The organism is Pseudoalteromonas qingdaonensis (genome assembly GCF_038739665.1).
Classification (GTDB): Bacteria; Pseudomonadota; Gammaproteobacteria; order Enterobacterales; family Alteromonadaceae; genus Pseudoalteromonas; species Pseudoalteromonas qingdaonensis.
Genome location: NZ_JBCGCU010000009.1, coordinates 40,674 through 57,297, shown reverse-complemented (window position 1 = coordinate 57,297; position 16,624 = coordinate 40,674). Strand labels below are relative to the sequence as shown.

Sequence of the window (16,624 nt, the reverse complement as noted above, 5' to 3'; positions counted from 1 at the left end):
TTTATATCACGCAGCATAACAAAGCGGCGATTTTACGCCTAGCCCTAATCACTCAGAGGCAGCTGCCAGCGCGAGAAGGTTTGCTTAAGCACCACGGTGGACTCTATGGCCGCTATATCCTCGCAGCTGCCTAAGGCGTGCTTTACAAAGTGCTCATAGCTGGGTAAATCCTGAGCCACGATTTTTAACAGGTAATCATATTCGCCGGTGATCACCGAACATTCCTGCACCTGAGGTAGGGAAGCCACATGATTCTCGAAGCGCTCTGCGGCGCTGGCGGCATTTTGCGTTAACCTGATCAGGGCATAAACAGAAACCGCAAATCCCAGCTTGGCGGCATCAAGCTGAGCATGATAGCCGCGGATATAACAGGCTTGTTGCAGCTTATTAATACGGCGCAAAACCGGTGTATCTGAGAGACTCACCCGCTGCGCCAGCTCGCTAACGGCGATGCGCCCATCTTGTTGCAGTAGGGCCAGCAATTGCAGGTCCTTTTGGTCTATTTTTATTTTTTGGCTGGAATCACTCATTTATATTTTATTTTTAGGGTATTTCCCTAAATATACTCGGTAATGCTGGTGAAAGTTAATTAATTTCACTTTTAAAGCTATGCTAATTTTTTAGTCATTATCGACTAATGTAAGAGCATATTATGGAAAGCCACTCGGCCGCGTTTGATCGCTGGATCCGCAACGATTTCGTTGCCCTGAATAACGAATTAGAAGACTTATACTGGCAGCAAGAAGACAGAGCCAATGTTGTCGGTGTCGGCGAAGAAATTAAAGCAGCCATGGTGGCGCAGGGTAATGCGCTTATTCAGCAGCTGGTGGATGAGGGCAATACGGATCAGGGTTTTGATAAGGCCTTCGACCTGTTGGGCAATGTGGGCTTGTTTATGGCCGCCTGTCGTCGTCATGAGATCACCGAACCATCGCGAGAAACTCAATCGCCGTTGACGGCGGCTTCTACTCTGGCCATGCATATAGGCGCCTCGATTGGCGTCACGCCGCGCTTTGCCACCGCCCATTTAACAACCCATAACAGCGCTGAAAACGGAGTGTATAAACGTTTTACCGACTTGGCCGATGAAAAGCTGTTTGTCGATTACAACACCAAGGGCATTTTGGCCTATAAGCGCGCCGCCGATGCCTTGCTGCGTTTACAGCCCTTGGGGATTTCTCACCCTATAGCCGCCGATCTATTGGCCGTGGCCGAGCAGGCTTTAAAGGACGTGATGACCAGCAACCGCTACCTTTTCCAGCATCTTGATACAGATAGATTCTTTTACTGTGTGCGCCCCTATTACAAGCCCTATCGTGTAGGGAAAGAGGTGTATCGTGGCGCTAATGCCGGCGATTTTGCCGGTATAAACGTGATTGATATGCTGTTGGGTCTGTGTCAGGCCAATGAAGTCAGTTATTCGCAGCTGCTGGTGGATAAATTCCTTTATATGATGCCGCAAGATCAGCGTATCTTACGCGATTGTATGCGTTTACCTTCCTTTATGGATGAGTTCCTGCAAGTAGGTGAGCAGCATCATAAGGCCAGTTGGTTTCAGGATAACCTCAAGGCATTTTTAAATGTGTGCAAGCTGTATGGGCAAACCGCCATTCAGCACCATAATCAATTGGTGGAGAAGTATATTCGTGTGCCGAACGAGCAGCTCGGTGCCGAGCATCAGGATAAGGTGACCGCCAGTGGTCCGCCCTTGCCCGTGCTTCTGGCGCAATTGGAAAGACTCCGCGACCGCCGCGCGGCGCGCCCTCGTGATGATATTTTTACCCGCTTCGACGATGTACAGCGACTAACAAAAATGGTGGATTAAGTGTTGAAAACTCAGTTTCGTTTGCCCGCTGGGCCCTATTTCTTAAGCCATTCTGTGGGTCGTCCGCTGCGCTCAATGGAGCAACACTTTCATGAGCACTTCTTCGCTCCCTGGCAGCAAGGGCAAAGCGAGCCATGGCAGCAATGGCTCGGAGCGGTGCAGGATTTTACCACCGCCTTAGCGCGCCTGTTTAACTCAGAAGCCAGGCTGTTTTGCCCCCAGGTGAACCTTTCCAGCGCCCTGAGTAAGTTAGTTGTGGCGCACCCGCGTTTGCGCAAACCCAAGTGTAAGGTACTGATGTCGGAGCAGGACTTTCCCAGCATGGGTTTTGCGCTGCAAAAATCTCTGGCCCAGGACAGCGAAATTGTCTTTATTCCCGCCGCCGAAGATGTCAGTGATATTCAGGTGTGGCAGCGGTATTTGCAAGGGGATATGGATCTGGTCTTTATCAGCCAGGTGTATTCCAATTCCGGACGTCAGGCGCCGGTGGCCGAGATAGTGGCCGCCGCTAAGGAATTAGGAGTTTTAAGTCTGGTTGATGTGGCCCAGGGTGCCGGGGTGATCCCTCTGGATTTGGCCCGGGTGCAGCCGGATTTTCTGATAGGCTCAAGCGTCAAATGGCTCTGCGGTGGCCCAGGAGCCGCCTACTTATGGCTTAGCGATGAACAATTACCTGACTGTGAACCTAAGGATGTGGGCTGGTTCTCCCATGCCAATCCGTTCGAGTTCGATATCCACCACTTTGCTTACCACGATAGTGCGCTGCGCTTTTGGGGAGGTACGCCCAGCGTCGCCCCTTATGTAATAGCGGCGCACAGTATCAATTGGTTTAATGACTTTGGCATCGACAAGGTGCGCGCCCATAACTTGAAGTTGCAAGGGCAATTGCTTGAGGAATGTGCCCTCCTGGCGGCATCGCCACTGGATGCACGGCAGTGCAGTGGCACCCTGATTCTTCATGCCGGCGACAGGCAGGAGCAGATGATGCAGGAATTAAAGCAACACAATATCAGCGTTGACGCGCGCCACCTTGGAGCCCGAGTGTCGTTTCATATCTATAACGACGAGCAGGATGTGGCGCAACTGGTGTCAGCGTTAAAGCGGTTTATTTAACTTGGCCGCTGCGTTGATATTTTCTTTGTACTTTTGCAATTCGCTGATCGCCTTCTTTTCATTTTCGATAAGGGCGTGATAGTTGGCGCGCACTATGGTTGCCTGCTGCTTTTTCGCATCGGCAATGGAGTCGCTGCCTAAATAGTTGGCGGTGGCTTGGTTCATATTTTCAAGCTGCGCCAAATCTCCCGCCATGCGCGTTTCGTAGTCACTGATATTACGCTGGTGCATGGCGATACGGCGATCATATTCCTGCGACTTCAGGTAGCTGTCTACCTCACTCACATTAGGCTGTTGCGGAGCTTCCTCTTCGCTGCCTTCGGCTGTTACGGTTTTAGCGCCAGAATAACGCACCTTAATAATTTGCGCGTCTTTGCCACAGGGCTGCTGGCTAAAGGTTGCCACGCCATTTATGGTGCATTTATAAACCGTCGCATAGCTGGGCAGGGAGGCAAGACAAAGAGCCGCGGCAAATAGAATTGGGTATTTCATAGGACATGTCCATATGGTTAGGGTTATAAGATTCTAGAACTTTCCCTTGGGAAATCAACACCCGGTTAACAATCTATCTGGCTTGTGGTGGGTCTTTTTGTTGACATTGTGGTATCTACATTCGAACCAAGTCCGCCGAAGGCCGGACGCTTGCGACTGAACGCCGAAAAGCAAAAAACCGCGACAATGCGCGGTTTTTTCCAAAACTAATGGCTTCGATTCGGGATGAGCGCTCGTGCGTCCTGCACTCGCCCCTGCGGGCGCCTACGCGGCTCAAAATGTTCCTGACATTTTGTAGCTCTAGCACGTCCCTGTGCTAGCCCTTATAGGCGCCTTCGCGGCTCAAAATATTCCCGATATTTTGTCGAAAGGGTTCGAACCAAGTCCGCCTGCTCGAAATTTAGTTATAAAAAAACCGCCGTAAAGGCGGTTCTTTTAAAACTAATGGCGGAGAAGGGTCTCAAAAACCGAAGTATTACTTCGCAGTTTTGAGACGCCGAAGGCCGGACGCTTGCGACTGAACGCCGAAAAGCAAAAAACCGCGACAATGCGCGGTTTTTTCCAAAACTAATGGCTTCGATTCGGGATGAGCGCTCGTGCGTCCTGCACTCGCCCCTGCGGGCGCCTACGCGGCTCAAAATGTTCCTGACATTTTGTCGAACAAGGGTTCGAACCAAGTCCGCCTGCTCGAAATTTAGTTATAAAAAAACCGCCGTAAAGGCGGTTCTTTTAAAACTAATGGCGGAGAAGGGTCTCAAAAACCGAAGTATTACTTCGCAGTTCTGAGACGCCGAAGGCCGGACGCTTGCGACTGAACGCCGAAAAGCAAAAAACCGCGACAATGCGCGGTTTTTTCCAAAACTAATGGCGGAGAAGGAGGGATTCGAACCCTCGATAGAGCTACAAACCCTATACTCCCTTAGCAGGGGAGCGCCTTCAGCCACTCGGCCACCTCTCCGGCGCGAATCAGTTTGATAAATTTGGCGGAGAGATAGGGATTTGAACCCTAGATAGGCTATTAACCTATGCCGGTTTTCAAGACCGGTGCTTTCAACCACTCAGCCATCTCTCCATGGGGTAGGATAATACTGAGGCTTGCGGCCAGTGTAAATAGATAATGAATCGTTTGCTGGATTTTTGTGCTAATTCAGGGTGCTGGCTAGGAAAAAATGAGGATTTCAGGTGCTAAGCTGGTTGGGTCTTAGCACCTGCTGATTGCTTTGTAAGCACCAGAAAGTAACATTAGTGTAATTAATTACTTGTAACGCACAACACCGCTAAGAGCTAGCTCTTTACCAAAGCGGTTTAGCTTGGCCATCATTTTAGCTTTACGCTTGCTTGGCTTAGTTGCTACATGGTTGGCTGCTGTTTGATTTAGGGTGTTTACTGGGTTCATCTTTGCTTGCTCCGGGTTGTGCCTGTGGTTGAAAACAAGGCTATTGTGCAACCAGTGTGGTTAAAAATAAAACGATATATTTTGGCCCATTCGGATAAGTTAAATTAATGCGATTAATGTTTTATTAAGTTTCAAATAATAGATTTATGCATGAATATTTAGGTGTGAAATGCGCTAACAGGCCACTAATCAAGGTTTTTTAGCTTGTAGCAAGTGATTTTTTAAAATATTGTGCATATTTATTCAGATAAATCATATTTGTTATAGGTTGGCATTTTGAACCATCAAACTAGGTATTTGCTCTTGTACCATCCGCTGCAGGCAAAAGCGCAATTAAAAGCTATTCGCCTGCAGTTGCATGCCTTGTCATATGCCTATGTTGAGGTGGCGACCAGCGGCGACTTTTACGCCGATTTACAGGGGCTGCAAGCCTATATTCCCAATACCAAACGAGTCATTGCACTCGGTGGCGACGGTACACTTAATCTGGCCGCTAATGCTTTTGCCCATAGCGAGGTCGAAGTAGCCCTGGTTCCCTGTGGCAGTGGTAATGATTTTGCTCGCCAGTGGCGCCGCTCTGAGCAGCAATGGATTGAAGCCGCATTAACACATGTCAGCTCGGCCATAGACTTGGGTAAGGTTAATGAGCGCTACTTTGTTAATGTTGCCGGCGTTGGCTATGACGCTGCCGTGGTTGCCGCCAGTCAAAATAAGCGCGGCCGTTGGGCGCACCTGAATTATGCCTGGCAGGGGATTAAAATGCTGTATCGTTACGCGCCCTCGTTATTGCAGTTTTCGACTACCAAGAATTCAACTATCAAGAAACAGGAGCAAAGGCTGCTAATGATGTGTTTGGCCAATGGCCGTTACTTTGGCGGCGGCATGTGTCTGGCTCCCAAGGCGAATATTAGCGATGGTCAATTAAGTTGCGTGCAAATAGGAGCAGCGCCGTTCTGGCGACAAATTCAGGCGCTGATACTTAGCTATTTTGCCGCTCATACGCGGCTTAAGCAGGTCAATATAGCCCCTGTATCTGAGCTTGATGTGCACACCGCCAATATAGGCATAGAGGCGGATGGAGAGTATATAGGCACCACACCCGCACTTTTTAGTGTGCAGCGCGGTGCCCTGAACTTTGTGATGCCCGTCTAAATAAAGATTAAGCCGGCGCTTGTGTGCGCTTGAAAAAGAGGCTTATTTTATCGAATGGGGTCAGCACTATGGCGTTGCCCAGTAGCACAAACACAAAGCCGTATACCGTATTAAGCTGCCATACGAAACCTTCAAACAGGGTGCTTAGAATCACAGCTACCAAAGGGAAGAGCACAATCACATAGCTGGCTTTTTCCGGGCCGATATTCTTCAGCAAGACAAAGTAACAGGCAAAGGCGATCACTGTACCGAAGGTGCTTAGGTACAGCAGGGATAACCAATATGCGGTACCGGCAGTGCTAAAGTCCCAGCTAACATCGCTGATTAAAACGAACAGTGCTAACCCCAGGGTGCTGTATAACATGCCCCAGGCATTGCCCTGCAATACGCCGACTTGAGCCTGGGAGTTACGTACGCTCACCATGTTGCCTATGGATGCCACAAGCGTGCCTGCAAGACACAATAACAGGCCTATTAATAATTCATTACCGAGATCCAAAGTGGCGATGGCTGGCCAGAACAAGATCACTATGCCTACCACGCCAAGCAGGGCACCGAAGTAGATGCGTTTGGCTATGGGTTTGCCAAAGAATAACCGGGTGTTGATGATATTCATCAGCAGCAGGGTGCTAAAAGCGATGGAGCTCATGGCCGAGGTGAGATAATGCTGCGCCCAGTAGAGGATCAGATAGTTGGCGCCAAAGTTACACAGGGCCAGCAGGGTAAAAAAGCCATGATCGCGGGCGCTAAAGCGCATCGGCAGTTTTTTAAGCAGCACAAAAGCCCACATAATAGCGGCGGCAATGGCAAAGCGTAAAAACAGCGAAACTTGCACCGCCACATCACCAAGCTGGAATTCTATGGCCAACCAGGTTGAGCCCCAAATCAGGACGGTAAAAAAATACAGCAGGACGTTGTTCATGGCGTTTTTCTCAAGGCGACTAAAGCTGGTATTTTAAAGTTAATCTGTATACTGTACATAAACAGAAAACGCCATTTTATACCTATACAGATTCGCTATGTCTCGCATTGTTAATAAGCAGGGTAATATCTACCTATATCAGCAAGTTGTTGACTTGATTAAAGATATGCAGTCACAAGGCACCTTGGGTGCGGGTGAAAAGCTGCCTTCTTTGCGTGCTATGGCGCAAAAGTTGTCCATTAGCATTCCCACCGTTCAGCAGGCTTATCAAGAGCTTGAGCGTCAGGGGGTGATCAGTGCCAGAGAAAAGTCCGGCTTTTACCTAAACGCCGGCTCAGATCAGTGTCATCAGCCTCGCAGTATTCAACTGGCGCGCCAGCCAGTGGCGGTCAACAAGCAGGCCCTGATTGAACAGGTCTTTGACAGTTTGCATCGCGCCACCGTGCTGCCCTTGGGGATAGCTAACCCAGTGGCGGTAAACCCCACCGATAAGGTGCTGAGCCGAACCATGCGGCGAGTGATGAATGTGGCCGGGCATCAGGCCATTAATTATGGCCCTTTGGATGGTTTTGCGGCACTAAAAAAGCAGATCATTAATCGTTACCTGGATTTTGCCATCGGCGTTAACAGTGATGAGCTGATCATTACCAATGGCGCCCAGGAAGCCCTGCATATAGCGGTGCAGTGCGTGACTCAGGCGGGGGATATAGTCGCCATAGAGTCGCCCTGTTACTTTGGCATTATTGAAATGCTGGAAAGTTTGGGGCTCAAGGTGCTTGAAATCCCCATGTGCCCACAACAAGGGGTATGTATCGAAGATCTGCAACAGGCGTTTGCCGAGCATGATATTAAGGCCTTCATCTTTTCCACCAGTATTAGCAATCCCTTGGGCTCGAAAATGCCTGAGGAGCGACGCCGACAGCTGGTGCACTTAGTGGAAGAGCAAGGTGCAGTGCTAATTGAGGATGATGTGTATGGTGAGCTTGCCTACGAGCCCGATGGCGCTAAACCAGCCCAGTATTATTCCACCCAGGGCAAGGTGATCACCTGCTCGTCGCTGTCAAAAACCGCGGCGCCAAGCTATCGCGTGGGCTGGATGATAGCCGGCAAGTTTGCGCCTCAGGCGCGGCGTTTAAAGCGCGCCATGAGCTGCGCGTCGTCACTGATGAATCAGTGGACCCTGTACGAATTTATGAATAGCGGCGATTACGATAAAAATTTGCGTGTGATGCGCCAGCGTCTGGCGCTCAATAAAGAGCGGATGCGGGCCTTGGTACAGCGGCATTTTCCGCCTGGAACGCGAATGACCAACCCGCAGGGAGGCTGTGTATTGTGGCTGCAACTGCCCTCGCAGTATGATGTTGTTGCCTTGTTCCATCTGGCGTTGGAGGCGGGGATCAGTATTACTCCGGGAGCTATTTTTAGCGCCACCGACAAATATCGTCAGTGTTTACGATTAAGTTTTGGTGTGCAATGGAGCGAGGAAGTAGAAAAGGCAGTGGCCCGCTTAGGGGCGCTCTGCCTGCAAGTGCAAAAAGGGAAGGTGAAGGCTACGCCAAAGGCTTAGTTACTTAGCAGCTGATACTCTTTCAACTCGAGGATCATGCTCAGCAACTGAGCTTCTTGTTGCGCCAACTCGCTAAATGAATGGCAGAGTGCATCCGCGCGTTGCTCTATTTGCGAGGCTTGCACCTCAACTCTTTGCTCGACCTGCTCACCAAGGCGCTCCATACGCAGCTCAAATTCATCCATATCGCCGCCCGAACCCAGTAGTTCAGAGCCCAGGGCGATAAAGATACTGCCGATAGACTGCACCATGGCCTGCTCTACGGCTTGTTCAAAGTCTTCATCAAACTGGCTTTCAATATCATTGCCTAATTGTTCAAAGCTTTGCTTGCCCATTACAAAGGCACCGTCCTGGTAGAAGGTTTGCTCAATATTAACGCCGATGTTTTCGACTATATCGCTTAGTGCCTCATTGTGACTGATGCCGAATGCGGCGCCGACTTCTTCAAGGGCAACGCCGGCGATCTTAACGCCATCCAGGGCTATTTGAGCCACTTCGGGCATATAGGTGCGTACCTTATCTGTGTAATCATCCAAGGCCTGTTGCTGCTCGGCGTTTAACTCAACGGGCTGACCATCAACCTCAAGTAGACCTGAGCTGTACACCAGATGCTGGTTATTGGCATTAGTGATCTGTAAGCGCTGCGGTTCGATGCGTACATCGTTTTTAAATTCAATGTTGCATTGCTCAGAGCCAAACGAAAGCGAATTGGCGTCTCCGGCGATGGCGGTGCCAGAAATACTAAGGGCAGAGATAATGGCTAGCGTGCTGGTTTTCATGGTGATCATTCCTGTTATTCTGTTGACGCTATGACCAATACAATTTCGATGCCAAATAATAAAGTTGATAAATATCATAGGTTTAATGTTTTCAGTATTGTGCTGCTAATGCCGTGTTTAGTGCCTTTTACTAACTTTTAGTGAAATTAACTTTTACGTGGATTAAGCATTTGTTATTTGTCGGGCTATCGGCAATGTGCTCCTGCATTGCTCTTTTGTCAGACTGCTAGGGTCTGTTTATCTTTGCGGTTTACTTTATGTTCAATCTAAACGCATTCTGATCACGACGCTCGGTATGATGCATAGTCATTCTATGTTCATAGCGAGTAACACAGAGCAGGATGCGTTTAGATGAACCCGTAGGGCAGCGTTTGTAGCGCATTTCTACTGTGTTGTTACATGTTCATGTAGAATAACTACACCACACATGTGCCGCCTTGTATAAATACACTACAAACTGCTGCAGAAACGAACAACAAAGGTCAACAGACCCTAGGTAACTGCTCCTGCGTTACCCTAGTACCGTCATCCATGGCGGCAAAGTCCGACCTGCAGCAAAATTACAGCGGGCTATCCAAGGTGGAATAAGCTTACAAATTAAGGCGGTATAATTATTAATCAAATATGTTTATTGAAACGATAAAAAAATCTCACTTTCCAGTTTGCGCTTTAGCGGCTATTTATTCACTCGAAGGCGCCTAGCCCTGAATTCGCCGTACCTAAGTTGAGGGCGGTGATAACTGATTTAGATTTATTGGAGTGTATTGTGGGTAAAACATATTCCTATGATGCGTTTGAAGACGAATTTGTAGCAGATGAATATGAAGCGATGGGACGCAATCAAAACGACCGTCGCAAGCGCAAGGTAAAAAAGAAGCTGGATGATTATTTAGAACAGCGTAAGCTGAGAAAGCATCTCGGCAGCGATGACTTTGACGAGTATTTAAGCGATGACTTTGACGAGTATTTAAATGAATAAATAATGGGCCTTTGCCCTGTAGAGTCTTGGTGTTATTAGGCCGAGACTTTTTTAAGACTTTAAAGGGGCTGTGGCCCCTTTTTTGTTAGCGCAGCGCAAAAAAGACCACCATGGAAAGCAAGGTGGTGGCGTAGATGCTATGGCTTTTATAGGCGGTAATAATGGCGACAAGGGCGGCAACTAAATACGGATTCTGGTAGCTCAACTGCCACTGATTGTCAGGTAAAACCACTATGGGCACCCAGATGGCAGTCAGCACGGCTGGGGCGCTAAAACTTAAAAAACGCTGCATTTTAGGACCGACCCGAAATGGCAGGGCACGGTGTAAAAATAAATAACGACTGCCAAAGGTAATGGCCGCCATCAGTAATATGGTGGTGATCATTGCACCCTCCCGCGACTAAGCACATAGCCAAAGCTCATGCCGATGAGAGCACTAAACACCAGCCATAATTCTACTTGCCAGGACTTGAGCACTGCAGCGCTTATCCCCGAAGCCAGTACGCAGGCCAGAGTCGCCCTGTTTTTAATGGCCGGGATCACCAAGGCGATAAAGGTGGTGGCAATGGCAAAATCGAGACCAAGATTGGTTAAATCTGGCAGCAACCGTCCCGCGACTATGCCCAGCAGAGTCCAGATATTCCAGGCGACATAAAAGCTAAAACCCGCACTGAGAGCATAAATAAGCCGCACCTTGGTTTGGTAGGCCTTAGGGTGATGGGAAAAAGCAAAGAGCTCATCGGTCAGCACAAAGCTGACAGGTAAACGCCATTTTAAGGGCTGAGCAATGACCTTTTGGCGAATGGCCAGGCCATATAAAAAGTGTCGAGAACTGATGATTAAGGTGGTGATGGCTATGGTCAGTAAAGGCGTGTCGTTGGCGATAAGTTCAATCGCTACCAACTGGGCCGAGCCGGCAAAAACCAATAAAGACATCAGCTGGGCTTCTATTAAGGTAAAGCCATTTTGCATTGCCAACGAGCCGCACAATAGCCCCCAGGGCAGCACCGCCAGGTTGAGAGGCATCATATCGAGTTGCCCTTTGATAAAGGCTTTTTGCTGCAGTTTGGTACCGCGATTTATATGAGTAGACTTGCTCATAGATAAAAATTAACCAAGTTGATTTCGCACCGACGCTAGAGTTTGGCATAATCGCGGCTATTGCAAAAGAAATGGAGCAGTTATGAAAGTTTGGGATGGATATATACGTTTTTTTCATTGGGCCTTGGTAAGTTGTTTCGCCGGCCTGTATTTCTCCGCCGAGGAAGGAGCCATGGAGCTGCACTTTGTGCTCGGTTATATCACCCTGGCGCTTATGGCTACGCGCTTGGTTTGGGGTCTGGTGGGCAGTGACACGGCGCGATTATCGGCGCTATTTCATGGCCCTAAAGCGGTGCTGCAGGCTTTGAAGGCCAAGCATTTAACGCCTGGGCATAACGCCGCTGGCAGCTATATGGTGCTGGTATTTTTTGCCTTGATCTTGTTGCAGTTAGCTACCGGCTTGATGACCACAGATGACATCATGGTTGATGGTCCTTTGGTGCAATATGTGTCGTACGACTGGGTTGAATGGGCGTCTTCGTTGCACCGTCAGAATTTTGATTGGTTGCTTATCGCCATCGGCCTGCATCTTGTTGCCATTGTTGTTTACGCTCTGCGCGGCAAAAAACTGGTGCCCGCTATGATCACTGGACGCAATAAACAAGTGAGCGCTTCTGCCCAATTAAAAGCCAGTTGGCCTGCTTTTGCCTTGTTTACGGTTATATTGGCTGCGCTGTTGGTAACTTGGGGTTATGAGCCGCTACAAAGCTTGTTATAGCGACAAATGACATCTGTTTACATTTAGTTACAAAAACCTGAATAGCCGCTAGGGCTTAGTAAATGCGGGGTCATGTCCCGCATTTTAATATTTATCTTCTGTTTACATAGTTACCATATTGTAACGTCCCTATTTTGGCTTTATTGTCCGTATGCAATAAATAAGTAGGGTCTGTTGACCTTTGTTGTTTGTTTCTGCAGCAGTTTGTAGTGAATTTATACAAGGCGGCACATGTGTAGTGTAGTTATTCTACATAAACATGTAACAACACAGTAGAAATGCGCTACAAGCGCTGCCCTACGGGTTCATCTAAACGCATCCTGCTCTGTGTTGCTCGCTATGAACATAGAATGACTATGCATCATAACGAGCGTCGTGATCAGAATGCGTTTAGATTGAACATAAAGTAAACCGCAAAGATAAACAGACCCTAATAAAGCTAACAATTAAAACAGGGATTTTTATGAATCAGAATCTTCGCCGCAGCGCCATTGCGTTAGGCATCTCTTCCGCGCTAATGAGCGCACCGGCCGTAAGTGCCACGCTAGACACACAAGCAAAAACTCTGGGTTCTCAGTATAAGGTGAATGTAGAGCGCCAAGTTGCCGAGTTTAAACAACAAGAAAAAAATGCGGTTGCCTGGTTAGTCGAATTAAATGGTCAATCACTCTACGGTGTTAATAAGTCGCAACAGGCCGCAGTAAGCGCCAACATTAGCGATATGCAACAACGTGTAATGAGCGATATGCAGAGCATGGATCTTAACCTTAAGGTTATTACCCGCACCTCTAAGCTTGCTAATGCCCTGGTTGTTGATGGCCAGGAAACAGACGTACGTCAGCTGGAAAAGCATACCGAGGTTAAAGCCGTATACCCTGTTTATGATTATGAACTGGCGGTAGCAGACAGCGCCGATTATGTTAAAGCCAAGACTTTGGTTGATAACGGCCTTGCCAGCGGTAAGGGTGTGCGTGTAGCCGTACTAGATACGGGTATCGACTACACCCATGCAGCCTTTGGTGGTGAAGGTACGCTTGAGGCTTATGCAGCAGCCATTGCCGATGATTCTGTAACCTGGCCACAGGGCATAGTTAAAGGCGGTTACGATTTTTATAATATGGATCCAGATCCAATCGATAACGGCACCAACCACGGTACTCATGTATCTCACTCGGTAACCGGTATTGCCCCAGATGTTGAATTATTCGTGTATTCCGTGTGTGCGGGTGGTTGCCCTGGTACTGCTCAGCTTATGGCCCTAGAAGCAGCGATGGATCCTAACCAAGACATGGATATTGAAGACCGAGTTGATGTGATCAATATGTCATTGGGTGGTGACTTTGGTGATGTTGCCGAAAGCGCTGTAGGTCTATTTATTAACCGCGCCGTTCAATTAGGCACCAATGTGGTGATCTCTGCCGGTAACGATAGCGATATTCCTTATATTGTTGGTGGCCCGAGCACGACCGAGCATGCCCTGTCTGTTGGCGCCATGACGCACCCAACGGAAGAAGTGAGCGTTGCCAAGGGTACGGTAGCTGGTGAAGCAGCGGTATTCCAGGGCGCCAGCTTTGGCCCAGGTGTAGGCAGCTTTAACAGCGATGATATTGAAGTTGTTTACCCAGATGTGAACCAGACTGCCTGTGTTGCTTTTGCCGATGATGTTGACTTTACCGGCAAGGCGGTGATCCTTGATCGTGGCGGTTGTGCCTTCACCCTTAAGGTATTAGCAGCTCAAGAAAATGGTGCGGCCTTTGTTATTGTTGCTAACAATACCGATGACGGTACCCCAGCGCCTATGGGCGGCTTCGATGAAGCGGTTACCATTCCATCTGTGGGGGTTAGCTATGCTACAGGTGTGCAGCTTAAAGAAGGCGCAGCCTTTGCCGTTGAATTAACGAAGGCGACCACAGCCGGCGCTGTTGCTGACTTCAGCTCGCGTGGACCTTCGGTAAGTGGCTTGCTTAAGCCGGAAATTACCGCGCCAGGTGTAAACATTATGACTGCACACCCTGGTACAGGGGATGGTTTAAGCGGCGCTAGCGGTACTTCATTCTCTGGCCCAATCACAGCTGGCGCCATGAGTATTCTTAAAGAAGCTCTGCCTGAGCGTAATGCTTTTGAACTTAAAGCAACGCTAATGAATGCGGCGAATATGGATGTCACCATGACACCACGAGAGCTGGACGAAAATGCCGAACTAGCACCTATCAGTATTATTGGTGCGGGTCTGGTGGACGTTGAAAAGGCGGCCAACTTACCGGTAGCGGCTTGGGCTAAAGATACTCGTCAAGCGGCGCTTTCATTTGGTTTACACAGTTTGGCAGAAACAACCACCATGACCAAAACGGTGCAGGTGAAGAACTTCTCAAATACGGCGAAAACATACGATCTGGATTGGCAGCAGCGTTTTGCGGATGATGCAGAGTCTGGCGCCATCGCGGCGGAATTCCCATCGTCAGTGACTGTACCAGCAGGTCAAACTGTTGAGTTCGATGTAACCGTAACCATAGATCCAAGCAAGTTGCCGGAATGGGGCGTGGATTTCTCTAACACTTGGAAAAATGAAGCTGGTCCATTGCTGACCAAATCTGAGCTAGACGGAGCCTTGGTATTTAATGAGGGTGGTGAGCATGCCCTGCACCTGGTTTATCATGTGCTACCACGTGCTGCAGCAAAGCCGGTATTAGATGCGCAAAAGACAGATGATGGTGTGGCATACACAATTACCAATGAAGGTGCTACCGATTTCGCACCTATGTTCATTGAAAATGTTGCCACCGATACGGTTGGTGACAGCGAGCGTCTAGATATAGTTTCGGGTAGTGTAGAAACTTTCCAAGTACCAAGTACTTTCTGTGATTCGGGCTATGGCGTATTTACTACCATAGTGTTGAACCAGGCTATTACCTCTAACTTTATCGGTAACTTTGCCGCCGATTTCGACTTAGACAGCGATGGTGCATGGGATGCGAGTGTGCATTCATTAAGCTACCGCTCATTCGCAAGTGGTGTGCCGCCAATTCCGGTTACCTACTCTGTGCCAACTTACTCATTGAATAACCTGTACTTTGACAGTGGCACAAACTATGTAACCCTGCAAAACTGTCTTGAAGACTATGGCCTAACCGCTGCGGAGCTGGGTACACTTGATGCCACAGTGCGTTTCCGCGTAGGTGAAGGTTACTATGATGGTTCAGGTGTCAATGCCGTAGACACAGCTCAAGGCAGCTATGACTTTGCTCCGGCTCGTATTGTGGCAATGGCTGTAGATGCGCAGGGTAATGAAGTTGAAAGCCTGGCTCCTGGTGAGTCGGCACAATTCCTATTTGCCGATGCCAACTTCACCATCTTGTCTGCTTCAGGCTCAGCTGCAGTGGTGACTTCACCACGCACAGATATGGCTGTGGCGCCAAGTTTGGCCGATGCCGAGTTCAGCGTTGATGAAAATACCGCAGATGGCACAGTAATTGGTACTCTTTCAGCTATGCGTAATGCTCCGCTGGCGGGCGCTATCTCTGAGTTTATCGTTACCGACTCGAGCTCTACGGCAGTGACTGTCAATGGCAAGGGCGAAGTGGTAGTAGCCAACGCCGAGCAGCTTGACTTTGACAGCGGTCTTGAGCAAATCACTCTAACAGTGGTTGCTACCGACACAGTTGGTCAAATCTCAAATGAAGCAACTGTTGTTGTTAAGGTTAATAACCTAGCCGACGAGGCTTCTGAGCAGCCGACAACACAGCCTAAGGTTGAACCTAAGAAGAGCTCTAGCTCAGGTACTTGGGGTTGGTTAACTCTGCTAGTTGCTCCGGTACTATGGCTACGTCGCCGTCGCGGCTAAGCTAATATCCGAGTAAAAAACGGCGCTAATGATAGCGCCGTTTTTTTGCTTGTTAATTGTGAAATAACCTTGCCTTTTAGGTCGACAAATATGCACCGTGCTTACCCTGTCGGCTGTAGGTCGGGATTCCATCCCGACAAATATGAGTATGATCACCCTGTCGGCGCGAAGCACCGACTTACAAAAAAATAAAAAAGCTCCCACAAGCAGAGGGAGCTTTTTTCGCGCCAATTGTTAGCAAAAGGCGCTTATTAAATCGTTTAACGCTTAGTCTTTAAACGACTTGTGGCAATCTTTACAGCCTTTCGCCCAGTTTTGGAAAGCTGGGATAATAGTTTCTTTATCGCCGCTTTGTGCTGCTACTGCTAGCTCTTGTGCGTATTTTGCAAAGGCATCTGCTTTAGCATCAAAGGTAGCGCGGTCTTCCCAGATAGCTGGTAGTGCGCTGGTGTCACCCTTGTCGGTGCCGGCAACGAAGGCTTCCCAAGGCATTTGTGAAAGAGCCGCGGCATTGTTAGCACGTTGTGCAAAACGCTCGGCCTCGAAAGGTACCTTGCCTTTAAGCATGTCGCCCATATCGCCGATTTGTACGCGGATCAGTGAAAATGCCGATTTACGGTAATCGATAGCATCTTCTGGTTTTTCAAAAACTGAGCTTGCTAAGGCTGATGATGAGCTGGCAGCCAGCGCTATTGCAGTGATAATAGAGTGTAGTTTCATTCCATTAGTCCATTATTAT

Annotated in this window: 15 protein-coding genes and 2 tRNA genes; 7 read left to right on the top strand and 10 right to left on the bottom strand. The window is 48.7% G+C overall.

Annotation, left to right across the window (positions count from 1 at the left end; all coding sequences use genetic code 11):
* Positions 1-44: 44 nt before the first annotated feature.
* Positions 45-530 (bottom strand): Lrp/AsnC family transcriptional regulator, encoded by a 486-nt coding sequence (locus WCN91_RS09625; protein ID WP_342678497.1) that lies wholly within the window; start codon positions 528-530, stop codon positions 45-47.
* Between the two features lie 122 nt (positions 531-652).
* On the opposite strand from WCN91_RS09625, the gene WCN91_RS09620 reads away from it, so the two are divergent.
* Positions 653-1,825: a PrnB family protein gene (locus WCN91_RS09620; protein WP_342678495.1), complete on the top strand. Its 1,173-nt coding sequence runs from the start codon at positions 653-655 to the stop codon at positions 1,823-1,825.
* Positions 1,826-2,938: an aminotransferase class V-fold PLP-dependent enzyme gene (locus tag WCN91_RS09615; protein WP_342678493.1), complete on the top strand. Its 1,113-nt coding sequence runs from the start codon at positions 1,826-1,828 to the stop codon at positions 2,936-2,938.
* Here the strand turns inward: WCN91_RS09615 and WCN91_RS09610 are convergent.
* The 4 genes from WCN91_RS09610 to WCN91_RS09595 all read right to left on the bottom strand — a co-directional run bounded on the left by WCN91_RS09610 (position 2,921) and on the right by WCN91_RS09595 (position 4,826).
* A complete protein-coding gene (locus tag WCN91_RS09610; protein ID WP_342678490.1) occupies positions 2,921-3,430 on the bottom strand; it encodes a DUF4124 domain-containing protein in 510 nt (169 codons plus the stop codon). The two genes, WCN91_RS09615 and WCN91_RS09610, sit on opposite strands and share 18 nt — an antisense overlap.
* Before the next feature lie 865 nt (positions 3,431-4,295).
* Positions 4,296-4,388 (bottom strand) — tRNA-Ser (locus tag WCN91_RS09605).
* 23 nt (positions 4,389-4,411) lie between these two features.
* Positions 4,412-4,502: transfer RNA gene (locus tag WCN91_RS09600), tRNA-Ser, on the bottom strand.
* A gap of 183 nt (positions 4,503-4,685) precedes the next feature.
* Positions 4,686-4,826, bottom strand: a complete 141-nt coding sequence (locus WCN91_RS09595) for a hypothetical protein (RefSeq protein WP_199774431.1) — start codon at positions 4,824-4,826, stop codon at positions 4,686-4,688.
* Positions 4,827-5,102: 276 nt separating this feature from the next.
* Between WCN91_RS09595 and WCN91_RS09590 the strand changes: the two genes are divergently transcribed.
* Positions 5,103-5,978: a diacylglycerol/lipid kinase family protein gene (locus tag WCN91_RS09590; protein ID WP_342678487.1), complete on the top strand. Its 876-nt coding sequence runs from the start codon at positions 5,103-5,105 to the stop codon at positions 5,976-5,978.
* A 7-nt stretch (positions 5,979-5,985) separates the two neighbouring features.
* On the opposite strand, the gene WCN91_RS09585 is transcribed toward WCN91_RS09590, so the two are convergent.
* On the bottom strand, positions 5,986-6,900 hold the full coding sequence (locus WCN91_RS09585) for a DMT family transporter (protein WP_342678485.1): 915 nt from the start codon (positions 6,898-6,900) through the stop codon (positions 5,986-5,988).
* Positions 6,901-6,997: 97 nt separating this feature from the next.
* Between WCN91_RS09585 and WCN91_RS09580 the strand changes: the two genes are divergently transcribed.
* On the top strand, positions 6,998-8,467 hold the full coding sequence (locus WCN91_RS09580) for an aminotransferase-like domain-containing protein (protein ID WP_342678483.1): 1,470 nt from the start codon (positions 6,998-7,000) through the stop codon (positions 8,465-8,467).
* On the opposite strand, the gene WCN91_RS09575 is transcribed toward WCN91_RS09580, so the two are convergent.
* Entirely contained in the window at positions 8,464-9,246 is a 783-nt protein-coding gene (locus tag WCN91_RS09575) for a YggN family protein (protein ID WP_342678482.1), read from the bottom strand. The two genes, WCN91_RS09580 and WCN91_RS09575, sit on opposite strands and share 4 nt — an antisense overlap.
* A gap of 766 nt (positions 9,247-10,012) precedes the next feature.
* On the opposite strand from WCN91_RS09575, the gene WCN91_RS09570 reads away from it, so the two are divergent.
* A complete protein-coding gene (locus WCN91_RS09570; RefSeq protein ID WP_342678480.1) occupies positions 10,013-10,225 on the top strand; it encodes a PA3496 family putative envelope integrity protein in 213 nt (70 codons plus the stop codon).
* A gap of 85 nt (positions 10,226-10,310) precedes the next feature.
* On the opposite strand, the gene WCN91_RS09565 is transcribed toward WCN91_RS09570, so the two are convergent.
* Together WCN91_RS09565 and WCN91_RS09560 are read right to left on the bottom strand one after the other, a co-directional pair.
* Positions 10,311-10,610 carry an AzlD domain-containing protein gene (locus WCN91_RS09565; protein ID WP_342678478.1) on the bottom strand — a complete coding sequence of 100 codons (300 nt, stop codon included), beginning with the start codon at positions 10,608-10,610 and terminating at the stop codon, positions 10,311-10,313.
* Positions 10,607-11,326: an AzlC family ABC transporter permease gene (locus WCN91_RS09560; protein ID WP_342678476.1), complete on the bottom strand. Its 720-nt coding sequence runs from the start codon at positions 11,324-11,326 to the stop codon at positions 10,607-10,609. Before WCN91_RS09560 ends, WCN91_RS09565 begins: the two co-directional genes overlap by 4 nt.
* A gap of 82 nt (positions 11,327-11,408) precedes the next feature.
* On the opposite strand from WCN91_RS09560, the gene WCN91_RS09555 reads away from it, so the two are divergent.
* On the top strand, positions 11,409-12,044 hold the full coding sequence (locus tag WCN91_RS09555) for a cytochrome b/b6 domain-containing protein (RefSeq protein WP_342678474.1): 636 nt from the start codon (positions 11,409-11,411) through the stop codon (positions 12,042-12,044).
* Between the two features lie 463 nt (positions 12,045-12,507).
* Positions 12,508-15,885 (top strand): S8 family serine peptidase, encoded by a 3,378-nt coding sequence (locus WCN91_RS09550; RefSeq protein ID WP_342678472.1) that lies wholly within the window; start codon positions 12,508-12,510, stop codon positions 15,883-15,885.
* Between the two features lie 267 nt (positions 15,886-16,152).
* On the opposite strand, the gene WCN91_RS09545 is transcribed toward WCN91_RS09550, so the two are convergent.
* Positions 16,153-16,605: a c-type cytochrome gene (locus tag WCN91_RS09545; RefSeq protein WP_342678469.1), complete on the bottom strand. Its 453-nt coding sequence runs from the start codon at positions 16,603-16,605 to the stop codon at positions 16,153-16,155.
* Between the last annotated feature and the right edge of the window lie 19 nt (positions 16,606-16,624).